The 17,256-nt window shown below is 36.0% G+C and carries 22 protein-coding genes; 7 read left to right on the plus strand and 15 right to left on the minus strand.

The window, feature by feature from the left end; all coding sequences use genetic code 11:
• Positions 1-7: 7 nt before the first annotated feature.
• Positions 8-517: a hypothetical protein gene (locus tag ACOQN3_RS06955; protein WP_420545756.1), complete on the minus strand. Its 510-nt coding sequence runs from the start codon at positions 515-517 to the stop codon at positions 8-10.
• Positions 518-711: 194 nt separating this feature from the next.
• On the opposite strand from ACOQN3_RS06955, the gene ACOQN3_RS06960 reads away from it, so the two are divergent.
• Positions 712-1,128, plus strand: coding sequence for a histone (locus ACOQN3_RS06960; protein ID WP_420545757.1), 417 nt, complete (start codon positions 712-714; stop codon positions 1,126-1,128).
• 176 nt (positions 1,129-1,304) lie between these two features.
• On the opposite strand, the gene ACOQN3_RS06965 is transcribed toward ACOQN3_RS06960, so the two are convergent.
• Positions 1,305-1,619 (minus strand): hypothetical protein, encoded by a 315-nt coding sequence (locus tag ACOQN3_RS06965; RefSeq protein ID WP_420545758.1) that lies wholly within the window; start codon positions 1,617-1,619, stop codon positions 1,305-1,307.
• Positions 1,620-1,727: 108 nt separating this feature from the next.
• On the opposite strand from ACOQN3_RS06965, the gene ACOQN3_RS06970 reads away from it, so the two are divergent.
• Entirely contained in the window at positions 1,728-1,904 is a 177-nt protein-coding gene (locus ACOQN3_RS06970; RefSeq protein WP_420545759.1) for a hypothetical protein, read from the plus strand.
• Between the two features lie 187 nt (positions 1,905-2,091).
• Here the strand turns inward: ACOQN3_RS06970 and ACOQN3_RS06975 are convergent, their stop codons facing one another.
• The 3 genes from ACOQN3_RS06975 to ACOQN3_RS06985 form a co-directional block, all read right to left on the minus strand.
• Positions 2,092-3,756: a hypothetical protein gene (locus tag ACOQN3_RS06975; protein WP_420545760.1), complete on the minus strand. Its 1,665-nt coding sequence runs from the start codon at positions 3,754-3,756 to the stop codon at positions 2,092-2,094.
• 199 nt (positions 3,757-3,955) lie between these two features.
• Positions 3,956-4,096, minus strand: coding sequence for a hypothetical protein (locus ACOQN3_RS06980; RefSeq protein ID WP_420545761.1), 141 nt, complete (start codon positions 4,094-4,096; stop codon positions 3,956-3,958).
• Positions 4,097-4,237: 141 nt separating this feature from the next.
• The gene (locus tag ACOQN3_RS06985) at positions 4,238-4,684 is read right to left on the minus strand and encodes a universal stress protein (RefSeq protein WP_420545762.1); all 447 of its coding nucleotides are present in this window, start codon (positions 4,682-4,684) and stop codon (positions 4,238-4,240) included.
• Positions 4,685-4,793: 109 nt separating this feature from the next.
• On the opposite strand from ACOQN3_RS06985, the gene ACOQN3_RS06990 reads away from it, so the two are divergent.
• Positions 4,794-6,005, plus strand: coding sequence for a cation:proton antiporter (locus tag ACOQN3_RS06990; RefSeq protein ID WP_420545763.1), 1,212 nt, complete (start codon positions 4,794-4,796; stop codon positions 6,003-6,005).
• Between the two features lie 116 nt (positions 6,006-6,121).
• On the opposite strand, the gene ACOQN3_RS06995 is transcribed toward ACOQN3_RS06990, so the two are convergent.
• From ACOQN3_RS06995 to ACOQN3_RS07005, 3 genes are all read right to left on the minus strand, one after another.
• A complete protein-coding gene (locus ACOQN3_RS06995) occupies positions 6,122-6,586 on the minus strand; it encodes an AbiJ-NTD4 domain-containing protein (RefSeq protein ID WP_420545764.1) in 465 nt (154 codons plus the stop codon).
• A gap of 64 nt (positions 6,587-6,650) precedes the next feature.
• The gene (locus tag ACOQN3_RS07000) at positions 6,651-7,643 is read right to left on the minus strand and encodes a TIGR00341 family protein (RefSeq protein ID WP_420545765.1); all 993 of its coding nucleotides are present in this window, start codon (positions 7,641-7,643) and stop codon (positions 6,651-6,653) included.
• 226 nt (positions 7,644-7,869) lie between these two features.
• Entirely contained in the window at positions 7,870-8,382 is a 513-nt protein-coding gene (locus ACOQN3_RS07005) for a ferritin (RefSeq protein ID WP_420545766.1), read from the minus strand.
• Positions 8,383-8,699: 317 nt separating this feature from the next.
• On the opposite strand from ACOQN3_RS07005, the gene ACOQN3_RS07010 reads away from it, so the two are divergent.
• On the plus strand, positions 8,700-9,170 hold the full coding sequence (locus ACOQN3_RS07010; RefSeq protein ID WP_420545767.1) for an LEA type 2 family protein: 471 nt from the start codon (positions 8,700-8,702) through the stop codon (positions 9,168-9,170).
• 163 nt (positions 9,171-9,333) lie between these two features.
• Entirely contained in the window at positions 9,334-10,053 is a 720-nt protein-coding gene (locus tag ACOQN3_RS07015; protein WP_420545768.1) for a hypothetical protein, read from the plus strand.
• A 340-nt stretch (positions 10,054-10,393) separates the two neighbouring features.
• Here the strand turns inward: ACOQN3_RS07015 and ACOQN3_RS07020 are convergent, their stop codons facing one another.
• From ACOQN3_RS07020 to ACOQN3_RS07035, 4 genes are all read right to left on the minus strand, one after another.
• Positions 10,394-10,477, minus strand: a complete 84-nt coding sequence (locus tag ACOQN3_RS07020) for a hypothetical protein (protein ID WP_420546611.1) — start codon at positions 10,475-10,477, stop codon at positions 10,394-10,396.
• Positions 10,455-10,760, minus strand: coding sequence for a hypothetical protein (locus ACOQN3_RS07025; protein WP_420545769.1), 306 nt, complete (start codon positions 10,758-10,760; stop codon positions 10,455-10,457). Before ACOQN3_RS07025 ends, ACOQN3_RS07020 begins: the two co-directional genes overlap by 23 nt.
• Before the next feature lie 214 nt (positions 10,761-10,974).
• Positions 10,975-11,646 carry a Snf7 family protein gene (locus tag ACOQN3_RS07030; RefSeq protein WP_420545281.1) on the minus strand — a complete coding sequence of 224 codons (672 nt, stop codon included), beginning with the start codon at positions 11,644-11,646 and terminating at the stop codon, positions 10,975-10,977.
• A gap of 235 nt (positions 11,647-11,881) precedes the next feature.
• The gene (locus ACOQN3_RS07035; protein WP_420545282.1) at positions 11,882-12,130 is read right to left on the minus strand and encodes a hypothetical protein; all 249 of its coding nucleotides are present in this window, start codon (positions 12,128-12,130) and stop codon (positions 11,882-11,884) included.
• Positions 12,131-12,274: 144 nt separating this feature from the next.
• On the opposite strand from ACOQN3_RS07035, the gene ACOQN3_RS07040 reads away from it, so the two are divergent.
• Together ACOQN3_RS07040 and ACOQN3_RS07045 are read left to right on the plus strand one after the other, a co-directional pair.
• Positions 12,275-12,898 carry an AsnC family protein gene (locus ACOQN3_RS07040; protein ID WP_420545283.1) on the plus strand — a complete coding sequence of 208 codons (624 nt, stop codon included), beginning with the start codon at positions 12,275-12,277 and terminating at the stop codon, positions 12,896-12,898.
• Between the two features lie 224 nt (positions 12,899-13,122).
• A complete protein-coding gene (locus ACOQN3_RS07045) occupies positions 13,123-13,344 on the plus strand; it encodes a hypothetical protein (protein ID WP_420545284.1) in 222 nt (73 codons plus the stop codon).
• A gap of 1,184 nt (positions 13,345-14,528) precedes the next feature.
• Here the strand turns inward: ACOQN3_RS07045 and ACOQN3_RS07050 are convergent.
• From ACOQN3_RS07050 to ACOQN3_RS07060, 3 genes are all read right to left on the minus strand, one after another.
• Positions 14,529-14,669 carry a hypothetical protein gene (locus tag ACOQN3_RS07050; RefSeq protein WP_420545770.1) on the minus strand — a complete coding sequence of 47 codons (141 nt, stop codon included), beginning with the start codon at positions 14,667-14,669 and terminating at the stop codon, positions 14,529-14,531.
• A gap of 97 nt (positions 14,670-14,766) precedes the next feature.
• Entirely contained in the window at positions 14,767-14,913 is a 147-nt protein-coding gene (locus ACOQN3_RS07055; RefSeq protein WP_420545771.1) for a hypothetical protein, read from the minus strand.
• A 704-nt stretch (positions 14,914-15,617) separates the two neighbouring features.
• Positions 15,618-17,147, minus strand: a complete 1,530-nt coding sequence (locus tag ACOQN3_RS07060; RefSeq protein ID WP_420545772.1) for a ComEC/Rec2 family competence protein — start codon at positions 17,145-17,147, stop codon at positions 15,618-15,620.
• Between the last annotated feature and the right edge of the window lie 109 nt (positions 17,148-17,256).

Below are 17,256 nucleotides of genomic sequence, written 5' to 3' on the forward strand. Positions count from 1 at the left end.
TTAGAACTCATATTTTCTTAGCCTCAAGAGGCATTCTAGCTGCGGCTCTTGCTACTTTGGATGATTTTAGTGCAAGATTCGTGTTTTTTTCAGATTCTTTTGCCGCAATAAGTGCCGCTTTTATTTGTATTTTGTATGTAGTTTCCAAGGTCTTTGAGGAGTTGTTATTTCGTTGGATTTTTTTTGATGTGATTGCGGCAGACTGTGCAGCCTTTTTAGATGCAATTGCAGCACGTTTTGCTCTTGCCGTATACTTTATTGTGTCCGAAGATGCCTTTTTTACTGCAGCGAGTCTTGCTCGGGCTCTAGACTCCGCAAATTTTGCACCTTTCATTGCTTTGTCAGTGGTCTTTACAATGTGGTTCATCGTTTTTGTTAATTCCACAAGATTCTGAAGATTTTTAGATGAATTATCAGAATTGTATTTTTGAAAAAAGATCTTTGAGGAAATATTTTGTATTGTTTTTGCATTTTCGATTGTTTTGCTTGCATGTTTTGTTTGTGAATTTGACGTCATGATTTAATTTGTTGATGCATGTATTTTCAGAATAACATAAAAAAAAATTTAACATCTACTTAATTGATATCCTATCAATCATATGAAAAATTTAGTTTAAAGTTAGAACAAATTATTTAATGTAAATTTATTTACAAATCATCAACTTAATTCATTTATTTCAATTTAAAACACATCATAATTGTTATCATTTAATGGCAATTAGTAAGGTAAAGAAAAAGGTCAAGAAAGCTGCAAAGAAAGCAACTAAGAAAGTCTCAAGGACTGCAAAGAAAGCAACTAAGAAAGTCTCAAGACCTGCAAAGAAAGCCGCAAGCAAAACAAAGAAAGCCGCAAAAAGGACTGCAAAGAAAGCAACTAAGAAAGTCTCAAGACCTGCAAAGAAAGCCGCAAGCAAAACAAAGAAAGCCGCAAAAAGGACTGCAAAGAAAGCAACTAAGAAAGTCTCAAGACCTGCAAAGAAAGCCGCAAGCAAAACAAAGAAAGCCGCAAAAAGGACTGCAAAGAAAGCAACTAAGAAAGTCTCAAGACCTGCAAAGAAAGCCGCAAGCAAAACAAAGAAAGCCGCAAAAAGGACTGCAAAGAAAGCAACTAAGAAAACAAGACGATAGTAAACCTATCCAAAATTTCTTTTATTTTTTAATTTTTAACTATCAATCTTAAGATAAAATTATGTTTTATGGACAATCCATCTGAATCCAATAATCTCAAATAATTGAGGTCTGTTCTGTTGTAATAGAATCTTTCTTTGAGGCGAAAATTAAAAATCAGGTTTTTCATGTTTGGATTAGTCGGCCAATTTCTCACATGCGCTTCCTGATTTTCTCCAGCTTTTACCCCCCATCTGTTTACACCTTGCCTTTGTTACTTCTTTCTCAAGAACATGCCTGCATCCCAGTTGTGCGTAACATGTTCCAGTGTTTCTTTTGGAAGTTGTCTTCTTTTTTACAAGTGGTTTATTCATAATCTTTGCTTTAATTCCTGTTTTCTTTACAGGTACGGAGGAAATTTTTGCACCAAGTCGATTTCTTTTTGAGATGGAGGGTTTTTTTATTTTTGGAATTCTAGGACTTGGAATTGCAGGTTTTCTTATCTTTGACACATTTACTAAAGATATCTTTATCGGTATTAACTATGACTATGAAAAAAGTATGAAACATAGTAAATTCATCTTGCCAAGCCATATATTTTACATCTGCGTATTTTGATTATGTTAAAATCGGTAATAGGGATATTGATTTCAATAATCCTGTTTTTGATAGGGATTGTCATTAGTATTGTTGAAGATTTTTCTACCGATACCTATTGGATAGGTATCATCATGGTATCAATAGGATTGACAAGTACTGGTGTGTTCATCGCGGGAAAAATAAAAAATTGGTTTTAATCATATTTAGTTGGCATTGATCTTTACAACACTATTTCACATGTTGCTTGATTAGAATTGTTAAAGATTTTAATTTACCATCCATTGTTGATTCTTTTGTATCATTTTAATTGGGTTTAAATTTTTTTGGTTCGATGTTTTTAAATCTGTTTATTATGATGGTTGAAATTTCAGCCATTAACAAATACTAATTGTGCAACAAACCATTTTCAATTAAGAATTCAACACCATTCAGAAATTCAATATCTGATATGTTGTTATGAGCCCACCATTTGGCGTTATTTTTGACCCAGTCAGGTATCTCCTGCGGTGCGTTCTCATTAAATTCCACGTGACTTACGACAATCAATCCTTTTGTTATCAGATATTGAATGGCATCAATAAATTCAGCATCTGAAGTTGAGTCTTTTGACCACCAATCAGCTGTATTTTTTACCCAAGATGGAATTGTAAGTGCTTTTGTGGCCTTTACGACATCATGGGCGTATGGAGAATCATCATCGGCATAAAAAACTAAAACAGAACCCGATTTTGTTTTTCCAAATGTGTCAAATGGAGTTCCTACCATGACATTGTTTCCAAAAGAGTCCACTTCCATTCCAAAATATTCTTCATTATTGGGAGTTGGATTTTCTAATGCTGCCAAGAGATTTTCTGAATTTGTTTCAAAAACAAAGACAATGCCAGAATTGGGGTTTATCTTGACATTTACGTCAGGTTCTGAGACTATATCTTTACTTTCTTCTGGAATTATGTCAAAGCTTCCAAGATTCTTTGGAGCTCCGACAAACATGTAGTCATCAACTATCTTTAAAGATGAACCAAATTCCCCAAATGGAACAGAGTCGGGATTGGTTATCTTGTGTATCAGTTTTCCTGAATTGCCATCAAACAAAAATACTGAACCTGCCTGAGAATCTGCGGAGCTGTCTTTGGGAGAACCAATGAGTACATGGTTTAGGTTTACAGATATGGAATCACCAAATCTTGCAAAGGATTTTGAATTGACATTATCGTCAATTGTGTTCTCAAATGTCATTTTCAACTCGCCTGTTTTTCCGTCAAAAAGATAGACGTGTCCTATTTGTTGTTCGTTAGTAAGGGCTACTGGATTTGAAACAAGAATGTCATTGCCAAAAGCAGCAACAACTGAACCAAACTCGCTACGTTGTTCTGGATGTGGGTCAAAAATTGTTAGCAATAATTCTCCGGAGGAATCAAACAAATAAACAAGGCCTCCGATCCCCCCTGATCCCAAGCTCTTTGGTGCACCTACGATGATGTTCTGGTTATTTGTAACGCCAACTGATTTGCCAAATTCCGATTCTGGAATTTTATTGGGAGGATAAATTTTCCCTACCTGATCTCCAGAATTTACATCAAAAATGTAAACTGCACCACAACCTAAACCTGGAATTTTCCCACCTTGTGATTCTTGTTCTGAGTTATCTACACCAGGTGCTCCAATCACAACTCTTGTTCCATCTAGTTCTGCTAAAGAAATTCCAAAATCTGCAACAGGGTTCGGATTTGGATTCTTAATTGTGGTAAGAAGATTTCCAAACCACTTGCCATATACAAATACAGAACCTGATGTCGAACCAGCCAGATTTGAGTCTGGATTGCCAACCACTATTTTATCTCCCACCATCTCCAGAGATTGGCCAAAATGAAAATCGGATTGATCATAAGGATTGGAAAGGACTATTGGAGGCGAGTATTCTATCGCAAAAGCCAATCCAATTATAGAATCTTCCTGAGCAAGTGTGACTGAAACATTTTCGCTATAGGGGTATGACAAAAATGATGTTAATGTAAACATAATCACAAGCAAGGTCAGCAGGAATTTCATACTAAAAATAAATTTTGTATGTACTTAACTCTACATATAACAATATTATGAACGGTCATATGTTGATTTGATTTGTAGACCTGTAACCACACATCCTTTCAATCAATTATGACATTATTGTTCATCATGAATCAAAATATATCCAATTAAAAATGGGACATTTTTCATACACAAGTGAAATTATAAAATAAAAAAAGAATTAGGAATTTTTTCCTTTTTTGTAACCTTTTTCTGCTGCATTTTTTGCTTCTTTGGCTCCCTTCTTTGCGTCTTTAGCTCCTTTTGTCGCATACTCGGAAGCCTTCTCCACAGCCTTTTTGGCATCTTCTTTTAGGCCCATGAAGTCATCATCCAAAAATTCAGTTAAAGAAGTATCTTAAACTATGATGATAAAATCAAACAACACTGTTACAAATTATATGATTTTATTATGTCAAATATGAAAACGATGAAAGCAAAAACAAATTTGATTTTAATACACTTATTCAGATTGTTTGATGATTAACACGGGACATTTTGCCTTTACAACTACATCATTTGCAATGCTTCCCAAAACAAGTTTCTTTAATCCTGTTCTACCATGTGACCCCATTACTATAAGCCCCACCTCATTACTCTGTGCAAATGTCAAAATTCCTTCCGAAGGAGATGGGTCATGTATCGTCTTCAAGACTATTGGAACGTTCTTTGCTTGCGCCTCCTCTTGGAGATTTTCAAGCATGGATTTTGCTTCACTTACACGCTGATCTTGCTTTTCTTCTAACTTGTCTAAGGATTTCCCAATATGCCCATCTTCTGTTTCTGCTTCCAATATACTCAATGCAGTAATCTCTGAAGAAAATTTTGATGCAATCTCCAAGGCTTTGTCAAAAGCTTTATCTGAATATGTAGAACCGTCATAAGGAACCAAAATCTTTGAAAACGTCATTACCCATGGCAATACTTTTCATGCAATATAACTGTAAATCAAATCTATTTCACGCATATCACAATACAATGACAGATAGAGATTTTTATCGATAAAGATTAACCAGCATGTGGCAGAAGAATTTGTATTTAACATTCTTGTTTTACTAGTGTCTGCAATTATTCTTGGAGAGATCTTCAAAAGAATAAAGCTGCCTGCAATGGTCGGACATCTTTTGGCAGGTGTCATAGTAGGCCCAACACTGCTTGGAATTATTCACACGGATGATTCTTTTTTGGTATTTGTTGATCTTGCCGTTTTCTTTTTGATGTTTCTTGCAGGTCTGGAATTGCATCCAGAAGAGATTAAAAAAGCAGGAAAACGTGGAACAATTCTTTCGTTGCTTGCATTTAGCATCCCATTTTTGGCTACCTTTGGCCTTATGCAAATTTTAGAACAATCTCTGATTTCTTCAATGTTTGTGGCATTAACTTTGGCAATCACAGCAGTACCAGTGAGTGCCGTAGTCTTGATGGAATTCAAGATATTGAAAAGCAAGCTAGGAACAACTGTCATGACCGCGGGGATAATCAACGATATTTTATCCTTGGTCATTCTCGCAATAATTCTGCAAATGGCAGCTAATGGTGAATCAAATAGTGAGTCAGTTGATTTGGCAGAAGTGTTGTTTTCCACTGCCAAAATAGCGGCCTTTATCGGCGGAATCTTTTTTGTGGATTATTTACTCAACAAGTTCAGCCGTCAAATACCTACAAAATTCATACCGGTATTCTCAAACCTAAAGACAAAAGAATCCGGTTTTGCGATATTGCTGATAGTTACCTTTACAATCTCTTTGATTGCAGAGATGTCAGGCCTCCATTTCATTATAGGAACGTTCTTTGCAGGTTTGATAATATACAGAAAAATCATAGGAAAAGAGAACTTTGAGACCATCAATGATGTGTCTGGAAAGATTACCTTTGGATTCTTTTCACCAATATTTTTCGCGTTCATAGGCACAGAGCTGCATGCTCAGTCCCTATCTGGTGCCATTCCGCTATTCTTGGCACTTCTGGCAGTTGCAATTGCAGGTAAGATTGGGGGCGGGTTTGTAGGGGCAAGAATTGCAGGTTTCTCCGCCCCAAAAAGCAGAATCATAGGATATCTTATGAACAGCAGAGGAATGGTAGAACTTGTGATTGCAGTAATCGGGTTGGAGGCAGGAATCATAGACGAGGCAATGTTTTCAATAATTGTTGCAGTAGGTTTTATCACTACAATTCTTGCGCCAATTATGTCCAGAGTGTCCCTAAAACATTTGAAAGAAGAAATAGAATAGGAAGTTACATTTCCACCCTGGATTGCGTATGAGATTTTTCAGATTATAGTAATAAATTGTTGTCTTGTTTTTTCCATTGTATAAGCAAATCTGTCCGTTTGATTTTAATATCTAGTTCAATCAATTCTTGCAATTTTTTTGTTCACAAACTTGTATGCAGAATTTTCTCTTTTTAGTACTTTGTTGCAGAGTTCAACAAAAGAATTCTCATGATTCTTGCATATAACGTCATCAGGAAGAGATGCCAGAAATTCAATAAAGTCATATACTTCATTCCATTTCAAATCATAGAATAATTCACGTGTTTCCTCTATTGCATTAGATAAATACCCATTAATGATATTGTCTCCTGGTACTTTAAAAAAAATGTACAATATATGTTCAAAAAATTTTTTGAGTGATTTCTCTTCTTGAATTGAGACAGAGGATGGAAGTTTTCCTGTATCCAAATAACACATGAATACAATATTCCAAATACTGTTCCTTAGTTTGTCATCAATTCCTTTTGATTGTAGTTCCTTTTCATCGTTGTTGATGCCCTCTCGAATAGAAAAACATTCAAAGTTTTCAGAAGAAACCATATTTTTTTAATCGTAATGATGCTAATAAAGACAATTAATTATGCAAGGGTTATTTTGCGTATAATTAAAATGAAAGAAAAAAAGCCAAGGCACTTGCACCAATTAGAATACATACAATGAAAATTATGTACTGCAAGTTGATCTTACTCTTCTTGTGATAATGCTTTGGCGTAACACCCACAATGAGAAATATCGAAAGTGTGCCCAGTAGCAATCCCATTATATTTGATAAGGTAAGAACTCCAGCTCCAAACAATACATCAGTATCAAGCATTGCCAACCCAATCCCCATTACCACTGCAGGAGGGACTAAGGCAGCAGCTATGGCCACTCCAACCAGAATTCCTGGGATGTTTGAAGACATGGCAAGGGTTCCGGCCATCCCTAAGACAATTGCCAAAATCATAAAAGTTGGTGACGTCTCTGCTCTCAATTGAATTTCATCAGTTAATTCCAAGGGAACAATCTGCAATGTAATTAGGGTCAATATTGTAGAAATCCCAATTATTGATCCTACTAGCAAACATAGTGAAAAACCGGCAGTTTTTATTTTTTGCACATTAAACACAGAGACATTGAAAGAAAATGCGGTGATTGGTTTTAACAGGGGGGCTATGAGCATTGCACCAATTATGATGGAGGGATTGTTTGCAAATAGACCTATCAACGCTGCGGTAGATGCGATAAGAACCACAAAGAACATATCCCTTCTAAACTCAACTGCAGGTTCAGTCAATGTTCGCATCTCTTGAACGAGTTTTGGTTTGGTATTTGTGTCCTCTTTTGATTCAATTTTTTCGAGATGGTTTGAAAATACTGCTTCTATAGGATGACTTGTCATCAAAGTATCTTTTTGATTTGTGTCTAGAATTTTTTCAATTTTTTTCATAACTGTACGCGATGTGCTATCTGTTGAAAACACAACATACTGAATCATTTTTGAGTTTGCTCTCTTGTCTTGTAAGTTATTACTGTAGAATGGTGTATTGTATTTAGATAATATGCTCTCAGTTTCGTCACTTTGGGTTTGACGTACTATTAGCTCAATCTTTTTCACAACAATAAAAACAGTGCAAGGAATTAATCATGAAGGATTTAAAATATTAGACTAATAAGAAAGTGGAATTTATCGTTTCTATATCCGTAATTTTTTATCTGTAACAACCAGCAAATGTGCACACCATGTCGGCATTATTTTCTGCAGTGATGTTAAAAACGAAGATGAAAGAAATCTCCGGACCAGTTATTTATGTTGATTCACAATACTGAAGATCCATTCATACTCATGCTGGTTCTGATCCTGAACCACTTAATGATTTCATGTATTTGTCAATTTCATTGATGGCAAGCTTGTCCCTCCCAATTACATCAAACTTTTGAAGAACACGATCTACTGTATCTTCCTCTTCAATCTGTTCTTTTACAAACCATTGCATAAAGTCAAATGTCCTTCTGTCCCGTTCCTTCTCAGCTAGGGTGATGATCTCATGAATAGATTTTGTGACTTTCTGCTCGTTTTCAAGCGATGTTCGCACGATCTCTTCCAAAGATGTTAAATTCTTTGGCGGTTCTCTGATTGTGGAAATATCCGCAATTGTTCCCAACCTGTTTATATAATGTACAATTTTGAGCATATGCATCCGTTCCTCATCAGATTGGTTGTAGAAAAATTCTGATGCGCCATCGTGTCCAGATACCTCACACCACGAAGCCATATACAGATAAAAACTTGCAGCTTCTGATTCCATCACAATTTGTTCGTTTAGGGCCTTTATCATATCGTCAGATAATCTCATATGCATACTGTGTGTTCATTGCATATTAGTCTAAGTGCAACAAGTTTATGAAAAATTAAACATAATTATGTCTAGACAAACATCAAACAATTTATTTTAAGCAGACGAGAAATTGTCATTGATTTGTTTGTAGTGTCAACATAACAGAACTTAGCAATTGGTTTGAATTTCGAAATTGCATATCAAAGACATAGTCAGTTGTGGGTTTACAACAAGTAAGCATCTCAAATCAGAAAAGCAAAACCAGTAATTTTTAACACACATTCACATCTATGTATTATGATATAGTTTTTACCGTGACATTTACATCTAATCTGTTGAGGAGTAAAATAATCGCGATAGTAGCGGGAGGGATTTTAATTGCAGTGATAATTGGGATCTTATTACTAAATGTAGTAGTTGAGGTAGAACAGAGAAAAGCACTTGAAAACATCCAGATAGAATTTGTAGATGTTGCTGTCAAAGACATAGGTTTCATAGATGTGGGACTAGAGATTTCTTTGGACATGTATAATCCAAACGATGTTGTAGCTACATTGGATAGATCAGAATTTGAGTTGTGGTTTAATGATAACTATCTTGGAGAGGGTACGATACTGCAAGAAACAGATATTCCTCCTTTTGCCTCCAGACAAGTTGATACAGAGTTTAACTTGAGTTATCTTGAAGCTGGAGATACGGTCATTTCTGCATTAACTGAAGAACAGCACATATGGAGAATTAAAGGAACTGCCCACTATGATTCCGTACTGGGCACAATAGATATTCCTTTTGACATCATAAGATAAATCTGATTTTTTCCATGTAATTCGACAGTCCCGTTTTCTCCAGATTTTTTTACACGTGGATATAAATAGAGAATTGGGTTGACAGCAACACAAATTGAAATCGCATAAGGCATAATGTTGAAAATTAACAATTAAAATATCTGGCAGTCAATCGCACAACATATTGAAAAGAGTAGTCAAGTTAATTTGTATTCCAATAACTGCAGTGGTTGTCGTCTTGCTTTTCTTTTTCTATGAATATGAGCAAAACATTACAGAACCGGTAGATACGGTGTTTACTGTATCTCCATTCCAAGACATCCCAGAGGGATTAGAACTGGTGACCATTAACGGAAAACTAAGGCCATACGTCACTCCTGATGGAAGCCCTCTGCCAAGCGAGCTAGAACCAGGATTTGAATTGGTAACGGACAGAGATTACCCTGAGATAAATGGGCACATAGTAATTGCATTGTACAACGTTCCGTATTACCCTGCGAATCCTGAATACGTGCAAATCACAGGATATTTTGATCCGGATATCCCAGACTGGTACTATCCAGAACAGGGAAGAACAAAACAAGTGATATTTGTCGAAGACATTACTGAATTAGAGTCAGTTGATCTTAGAAACAAGTACACCACACAACAACTTCGTGACAGATATGACCAAATTCACAAAGAGTTTGAAGTGCTAAAAGATGATTTCATATCCGAAAAAATATCTCATGAGGTATACCTATCTGCACTTGAAAGTTTGGCCGAACACGAAATGGAACTATTTCAAGATGTTAAAGAACATACATTTGAGCGAAATGAGATGACCGAGTATAATTTTTGGCATCGCGGAGTTATGAAGTTTCCAACAACACTAGAACAGGAAGTGGCTAAACTAGGCGATTAAAAACAAAAACCATACTTTCAGGTGTGATCATTATTTGATAAACAGTATTAGGTGTCAAAACCGATTTTTGTGTGCTATCTCTTGCTTAAAATTACTGAAACAATAGCTCTTTATGTAAATCATATTTCCACGTGGGCTCTCACAATATTGCCCTAAACTATATTCTCATGAGAGTTGTGCTGAGGACATAGTCAGTGTAATGATTTACGGACCCACGTGGAAATTATGAAATAAAAAAATCTAGAGGGGAGATTGTAAATTAAAAAACTACGGAAGCCTGATTGTATTGGTTTGTACGCCAAATACTGTTTAGCGAGTATCGGCTTGGTTCAGTCTTCAATCATCTTTCCAGTATCTTTGCGACAATTCTGTCAATGCATACTCCAGTTCTCTTTTCAAGGTCATGTTCCCAAAATCTCAACACTGACCAACCTTCTCTTCTCAGTTTTCGAGCGATTCGAGCATCTCTTTTCATGTTGGTCTCTATCTTGTCTCTCCAGTATTTTTTTTGAAGGTTTTTTCTTGTTTTGATAGTTGTATCCATGCCAGAAATCACCATCACAAAAGATTGCAATCCGTTGTTCTTCAAGTACAAAGTCAGGATTACCATACATCTTCGGATACATGCTATATTCGAATCCCAAACCCTTGAGAATCTCATTCATTTGCAAATCAATTTTTGTGTTGGTTCCTCTGATTCTGGACATCACCCAGGATCTTTTTTCGGGGGAAAAAATGGAAAGAAAAATAGTTTCCAAGGAAAAAATCAGAAAGAAAAATAGTTTCCAAGGAAAAGAATTCTAGGAAAAGAAGAAATTACTTTTTTGTTTCCTTGCATAACCTGTGAATTTCTTCTTTTTTGTGTTATTGAGACAATTAACAACAGCAATGAATTACTAAATGACTGGAAATTACTCACAATCAAAATGAACCTTCGGTGTTGACAGACGAATATGAGTCTGTTTTGATGATGCTTCCATCTGAACTTGTAGGAACGAATGGAAATTTATCTCCGATTTGTGTTTCTGCAACAGCTGCTGCCTCTTTTAGAATAGAGTCTGTCTCCTCAGAAGACATTGCCGAATCACCAAAAGCATAGTCATCTCCCAGTGAGCCAGGCATCATGTCCCCAAGCATGTTGCCCATAGATTCTAGCTCAGCACTTGCCTGAGGTATTATCTTATTCATTGCAGGAACTACTGCCTTCATGGTGTTAACTGCAGGTTGCATGGATACTATTGCATCCCCCACCGCACTGACCGTAGATAGTCTGAGTTGTGTTCTCTCCACAGAGGTTCTCATGTTTCCTACCATCTTGTTTGTCTTGCGTACTTGGACAAGCTCATTTGCCAGAGCCTTACTTGCATAGGTATCTTTTCTTTGCTGCGCCTCCACAATCTTTTGGAATAGTTTGTTGTCTTTTTGGTTTAGTTGGTTATGAGTATTATCAAGTTTTGATATTGGCCTGTTCAGACTTTTAATTGCGCCATCAACCCGAGGCCTTAGAGGGGGTTCTTTTTTGAACACGCCTGAAAATTGAGATATTTTGCTCTCAGATGCAGGACGATTCCATGCTTGTCCGAAATTTGCCATGATGGCTTTACCTCTGAAATTTATCACTTATGAGACAAAGTCGAATTAATTAAACAAGATTGATCATTTGAGTTTCTAGCCATATGTGTGAGTAATTTTAGTGGAAATAAGGGGACCTGAAGATTTGAATCAGGCATTTATTGATTTTATTATTTTTGATGTTTTGTAGACCATATTTCAGATTCCACCATATGTCTTAATGATGGCTCACACAAGTTTGATTTAACAGAAAATTTTACCAGTGCGTTGTGCCTGTGATGCTCTTTCGTCTAGCAGATTCTTTGAGAATATCCTCCATAAATGACAAATACTGATTGGGGGATGTGTGATATGCAGATTGCTGAGACAACAGTTTTTCACAATATTCTCTTTCCTCATCCGTTAGTTGAGATGAATGTTCATAGTTTTTTCTGACTGCCAGATCGTACAAGAACATATAATATTCTTTTATGACTTCTCTGTTTTTTGTATGCTGTACACTCATATTTTCTCAACAATTGGACCGCATCAAATTATTTAGTGTCTACCTTACCTGTGGCTCTGTCAAAGTTCAAAATTTGAATTTTTTTAACAACAATGGTTCACTTTTTGAACCCTGTGTGATATTTTTACAAAATGCAATGATAGGATGGTTGATACTACTATGACAATGGCCGAACCTGTTACAAAACAACAAAAAGAAATTAACTTGGACACAGTTGATAGACAAATCCTTAACCTCTTAATTTCAAATGCAAGGGATTCTACCAGGACCATAGTCAAAAAACTTGCAGGCATGGGAACTGACATGTCTGAACGAGGTATAGGAAAAAGGATTGCAAGATTGGAAAAACTTGGAATCATTCACGGTTATACTACTATGGTTGATCTCAACCAGGTCAACATGCCCATATTACGTCTTGTAACTGTAAAGTTCACGTCCCCAAAGGATTTTGTTACGAGGCTAGAAGAAATGAAAGAATATCTTGTAAACTCTCCTTTTTGTGACTTTTCTGCTAGGACTAATGGTAACATAGACTGGATTGAGCTGAAATTCTTCAATACTCATGAGCAGGCACAGCAGGAAGAGGACTTGTACAGGGCATGGTTTGGTGACATCATAGAGGATTACCGCTCATATGACCTTGACATACACAAAATGGGATGGCAGTTGTTTGATGAAGACGACTTTGCACGATTTATTCAAAGTACCTGCAAAAAACAAGGTACCGAAACATGCCCAAACATCATAAAGCAACCAGGAAGAAAATAAAATAATAAAATGTTCATCTTGCAAGATAGTTTTTGTATAGTATGAAACTAATTTGCAGAATCGTTGTTTTACAAATATTATACATGTAATTCCAAGTAAATACGACACACCAGTTCAGAAACTGAACTTATCGTGAATGGGGTTAGTCATCTACTGAACAAAACACATCCTAAAAGTCAGATCCAACCTAAGTATTTCTTCTTCATTACAGAGAGTGATAAAACATGAGTACATACAAAATACAAGAAAAAGTCTCCGAGACAACAAAGACGAAACTCGGAGTAATCGGCCTGGCTGCCTTGCCGGTAGTTGCTGCAATGTATTCCTCTGAAAGTTTATCTTTGGAACAAGTCCCACAGGTGCTCACAAGCGGAGTATTTCCAATAGGGTTTACCTTGTTCTCTTGGGGCATAGCAGCTAAAATGGCAATGAAATTAAGAAAGTAGAGGAATTCATTCTTCTTTTTCTATCTTTTTGCGATTGTATTTTTCATTAATCTACATATGTAAAAAAATCGATTCTGCAATAAACAATCATGTGATAATTAATTGGAATTCTTTTGTGTTATGCCTCTCAGCTTGTTGTCTAGTTTTCCCTTTTTCTGCTACAACATGCTTCCACGTGTCTCTGCCCTAAATCCTGTGAACCCATCACAAGGGATTATCAAAATACCCCATATAGAAAATTTTCAGCTATCCAAGATAGCGTTTAGATATTCATAAATTCTTCTGAGGATTGTCACAAATAGAAGAGTCAGTCCTCATAGAAAATCCAGGACAGTCCACGAATCTCTTCCCAGTTTGGATTGCCTTGATTATCTTGATTGCTCATGTGTGTCATTTGCAAAGTTTGGATAAAAGCACGACGAATGATTTGTTCATCCTTTTCATCCGGTGAATTGTGTTGATCACCGCAAAAAAACAAGAAATTAAAAGCAGAAATACAATATTTGAAAATGGAAAACACATAGCTCAAGAACCAAATTGACACGTTAAACGATGAAATCAATCCATCAAGGAACAGATATTCTCAATGTCTGGGAAATTAGTCAAGATGATAAAGCAACAACTGGAATAGTTTAGGCCTTCATTGAATTGATAATGATGAAAAAAAATCAAAACACGAGAAAAAATATTTGGTTACCTGTTTGTCTTTGGAGCATCTATTCTGATGGGTTACATCACATGCGTTGCGATAGGAATGAAAAGAAAATCAAAATTAAAGATCCGACTGCATAATGGGACTCCTAAAGCATGGGCGCAGTCGGACCAGGCAATTGGTCGATGTACACTGGATTATCGCATAATCGCTGAATGTGTGCAATATGTCTACGCACAAATAATATTTAAATGTGTACTAGGAAATTTAGTACAAACTATAATTTCTAAATAAATATTGACAAAGGACAATAGATCTCAATATGAACAATAAAGAAAGACCCGGACTGCCAGGACAGACAATGGAGATGAACCAAGGCAGCCAGGTCCTATGAGTTATGTGTGCTTTATAGACACGACAGACGAATCAATCGAGGGCCTACTTGGATGAAATAAATGATTGATTAGAACTGTAGCCCATCATGTCTGATCATATGATACGTTGTCATGCAATATAAGGTAAAATTTGGAATTTATTCAGATGTTGTCTCTCCTGGAGGGGTAAACGGAATTTCATCCTGGTGTCCTTTCCCATGAATGACAAAGCATGTTGCTGCAAGTGCGATTGCCATGCCAATGGCCACTCCAAATGCTGTGATGCTGGCTTCTGCCATGTTTTACTGATCTTTGCAAATGATATTTAGATCTTTTTCTGGTTTTGCATTTGTTTATCATGTTTGAATTGGATATAAGTAAGAATTTTGTGGTTCCTCAAAGATCAAACTCTTCTTTGATTTTGTCTTTGGACATGTTATTAGTTTCATTACGCTCAACTATGTTAAAGTGGCAATGCGTGCAGTCAGGCTGGTCAGGATCGTATTTGAGGCCGCAGTTGGAACATGTAATGACATCAGACATAAGATGACTCAAATGTCATATTAGAAAATAAAATAGTTTCTTTTTTTCCAATTATTCTTTCTACTGGAAACAATTATTCTTTCTTTTTTCTTTCTACTGGAAACAATTATTCTTTCTGAAAATGTCCAAAAATGTCAAACTTTTTGTCAAATAATGTCAAATGAATTATCGATAAATGTCCAATTATTTTTTGGATAAATTTAGACAAAATTGAGAAATATCCAAAAATGTCAAACTTTGTCAAATAATGTCCAACAAATATTGATAGTTTTTCCTGTTTCTTTTCGATAGATTCAAAAGTAATCGGGACATCAATTCGGCAAACTCCAATATCAATTGGAAAAAATAGTTTTTTCTTACCGGAATAATAGTATCAGTTCGGATAAATTAAAGAATCTCTCGAATTGATAGAAAATTACGCCGAATTGATAAATTGATTCTCCGAAATGATAATTTTATGATCGAATTGATAAATCACTTTTCTGAATTGATATGGATTGCAGCTCAAACTATCGGAAAGTTTCAGAAAATTTCACCTAACTGATGAATTCTTCTTTCGAATTGATATCAAAAAGATAATCTCCCAAGCCTAATTGATACCGAATTGATAATATGATCTGAAGAAATGATAATCTGTAAACCAAATTGTTAGTTCATTCTACCGAATTAATATCTAAAAGACACGCAGGATTTCATAAAAAATTTCAAACCTTCTTGACCTTTTCAAATTTAATTTTCCCTTCCTTCACGATAAAACGATATGCTTCCTTCATATCCTCTCTTCCGCTGTCTGTAAAGACTAGAACTTTTTCTCCATTTGTTCTGATATTTACTGTACCAAAAGCTGTTCTTTTAAACGAGAAATAAGGTGATTTTAGCGTCTTTTTTACGTTTTCTAATTTTTTTGTGTGATAGATTTTAGGATCCGACCATCCCAAGGTCTGAAAAAATGCAACCAATTCCGTAATGAAGATTAATGGTTGGTCAATTCTCGAATATTTTCCCAAGGCCCCAACAAGTGTAGAGCGGGGATGAATGTATTCTTTTTTGGCATTCTCGTCTCCCGATGATACGACTGATACTACAGGTGATACTTGTTCAAGAAAATGACTAGAAAAATCATGAGAACCATGATGAGGAACCTTGAATATCTCAGATTTTAAATCGGTTTGATTTTGCTTGGCGAGTTTGACAAGTGCATGTTCTGATTTTTCATTTAGATCCCCCGTTAGTAGAAAATTTACATTTCGATATTTTATCTTCAAAACAATAGAATGGCCATTTATTGTATGAGATGCGGAGTAGCTTTTACCATGATTTTTGTTCTCTAGTTCCTCCTCCATTGTTCTAGGAATGGTTTTTTTGGGCTTTGTAAGAAACGGAAGGGCAGGAGAGCCATCCACAGATTCGACAAGAGGTCCAAGGACCTGGACATCAATCTCTTCATCACTTAGAAAGGAAAACTGATCATCATCACCATATTCTAACCGTGTAATTTGAATTGGGCCGTGTTCTTGCCATCTTCTGATGGCAGTTTTCCATTCTTTGAACTTTGAATTCATCCCTGTTGAGGGGGCCTCTGTAGGATCATCATAAATGTCAACTAGATACAGGTTTCCATTTTTTGTTTTTGTTTTTCCAAGTAGTTTTTTCTGAGGAACGTTTTTGTTATTTTTTTTGGAAGGGCCTTTTACAATGCCGTTATGAAAAATTCTTTTTGGATACAAATACAGTCGTTTTCTTAAAATATTGTTACTTTCTGATTTGTGAATTCTAGTTAAACCTTCAAAATGGTCAGCATCACCATGTGTCACAACTAGCGCATCAATTTCTTGCGGTTCTGTTTCTGAAGAGCCAATGAATCTCTGGGCCAGATATCGTGCAAACAGTTGGTTGTCCCCTCCGTCAATGATAATTTTTTTGTCTTTTGGCGTCTCTATGAGAATAGCGTCACCCTGTTGAACATCAACAAAGGACATGCGGAATACATCATTAGAATTAACATCAAGCAGTTTAGTTTCTTCTTTGATGAATCCTTGCCTTTCTTGTTTGGTATAGCTTCCATCAGGCTCATCTTTATAATAATCAAAAGTTATTCTGTGATATTTTCCCTGCATGCCGTCAACTGTTATCTCGTCACCCCATGCCAGAGTTGTAATAATTTTTGTCCCCTTGTTTCTGTTTGGCTTGTTTGTGACAACCACAAGATCGTCTCCGATCATGTATTCTGGCATGAAAGTATGAAGGTAGTAAATGTATTAAGCTTTGTCTAAAGAGTACTTTGAAATGATAGCCGACGCCTAATTGATAGAAATCATCTGGTCTTCCCAAAATCCTGCCTGG

The organism is Candidatus Nitrosopumilus sp. (assembly GCF_965223225.1).
Classification (GTDB): Archaea; Thermoproteota; Nitrososphaeria; order Nitrososphaerales; family Nitrosopumilaceae; genus Nitrosopumilus.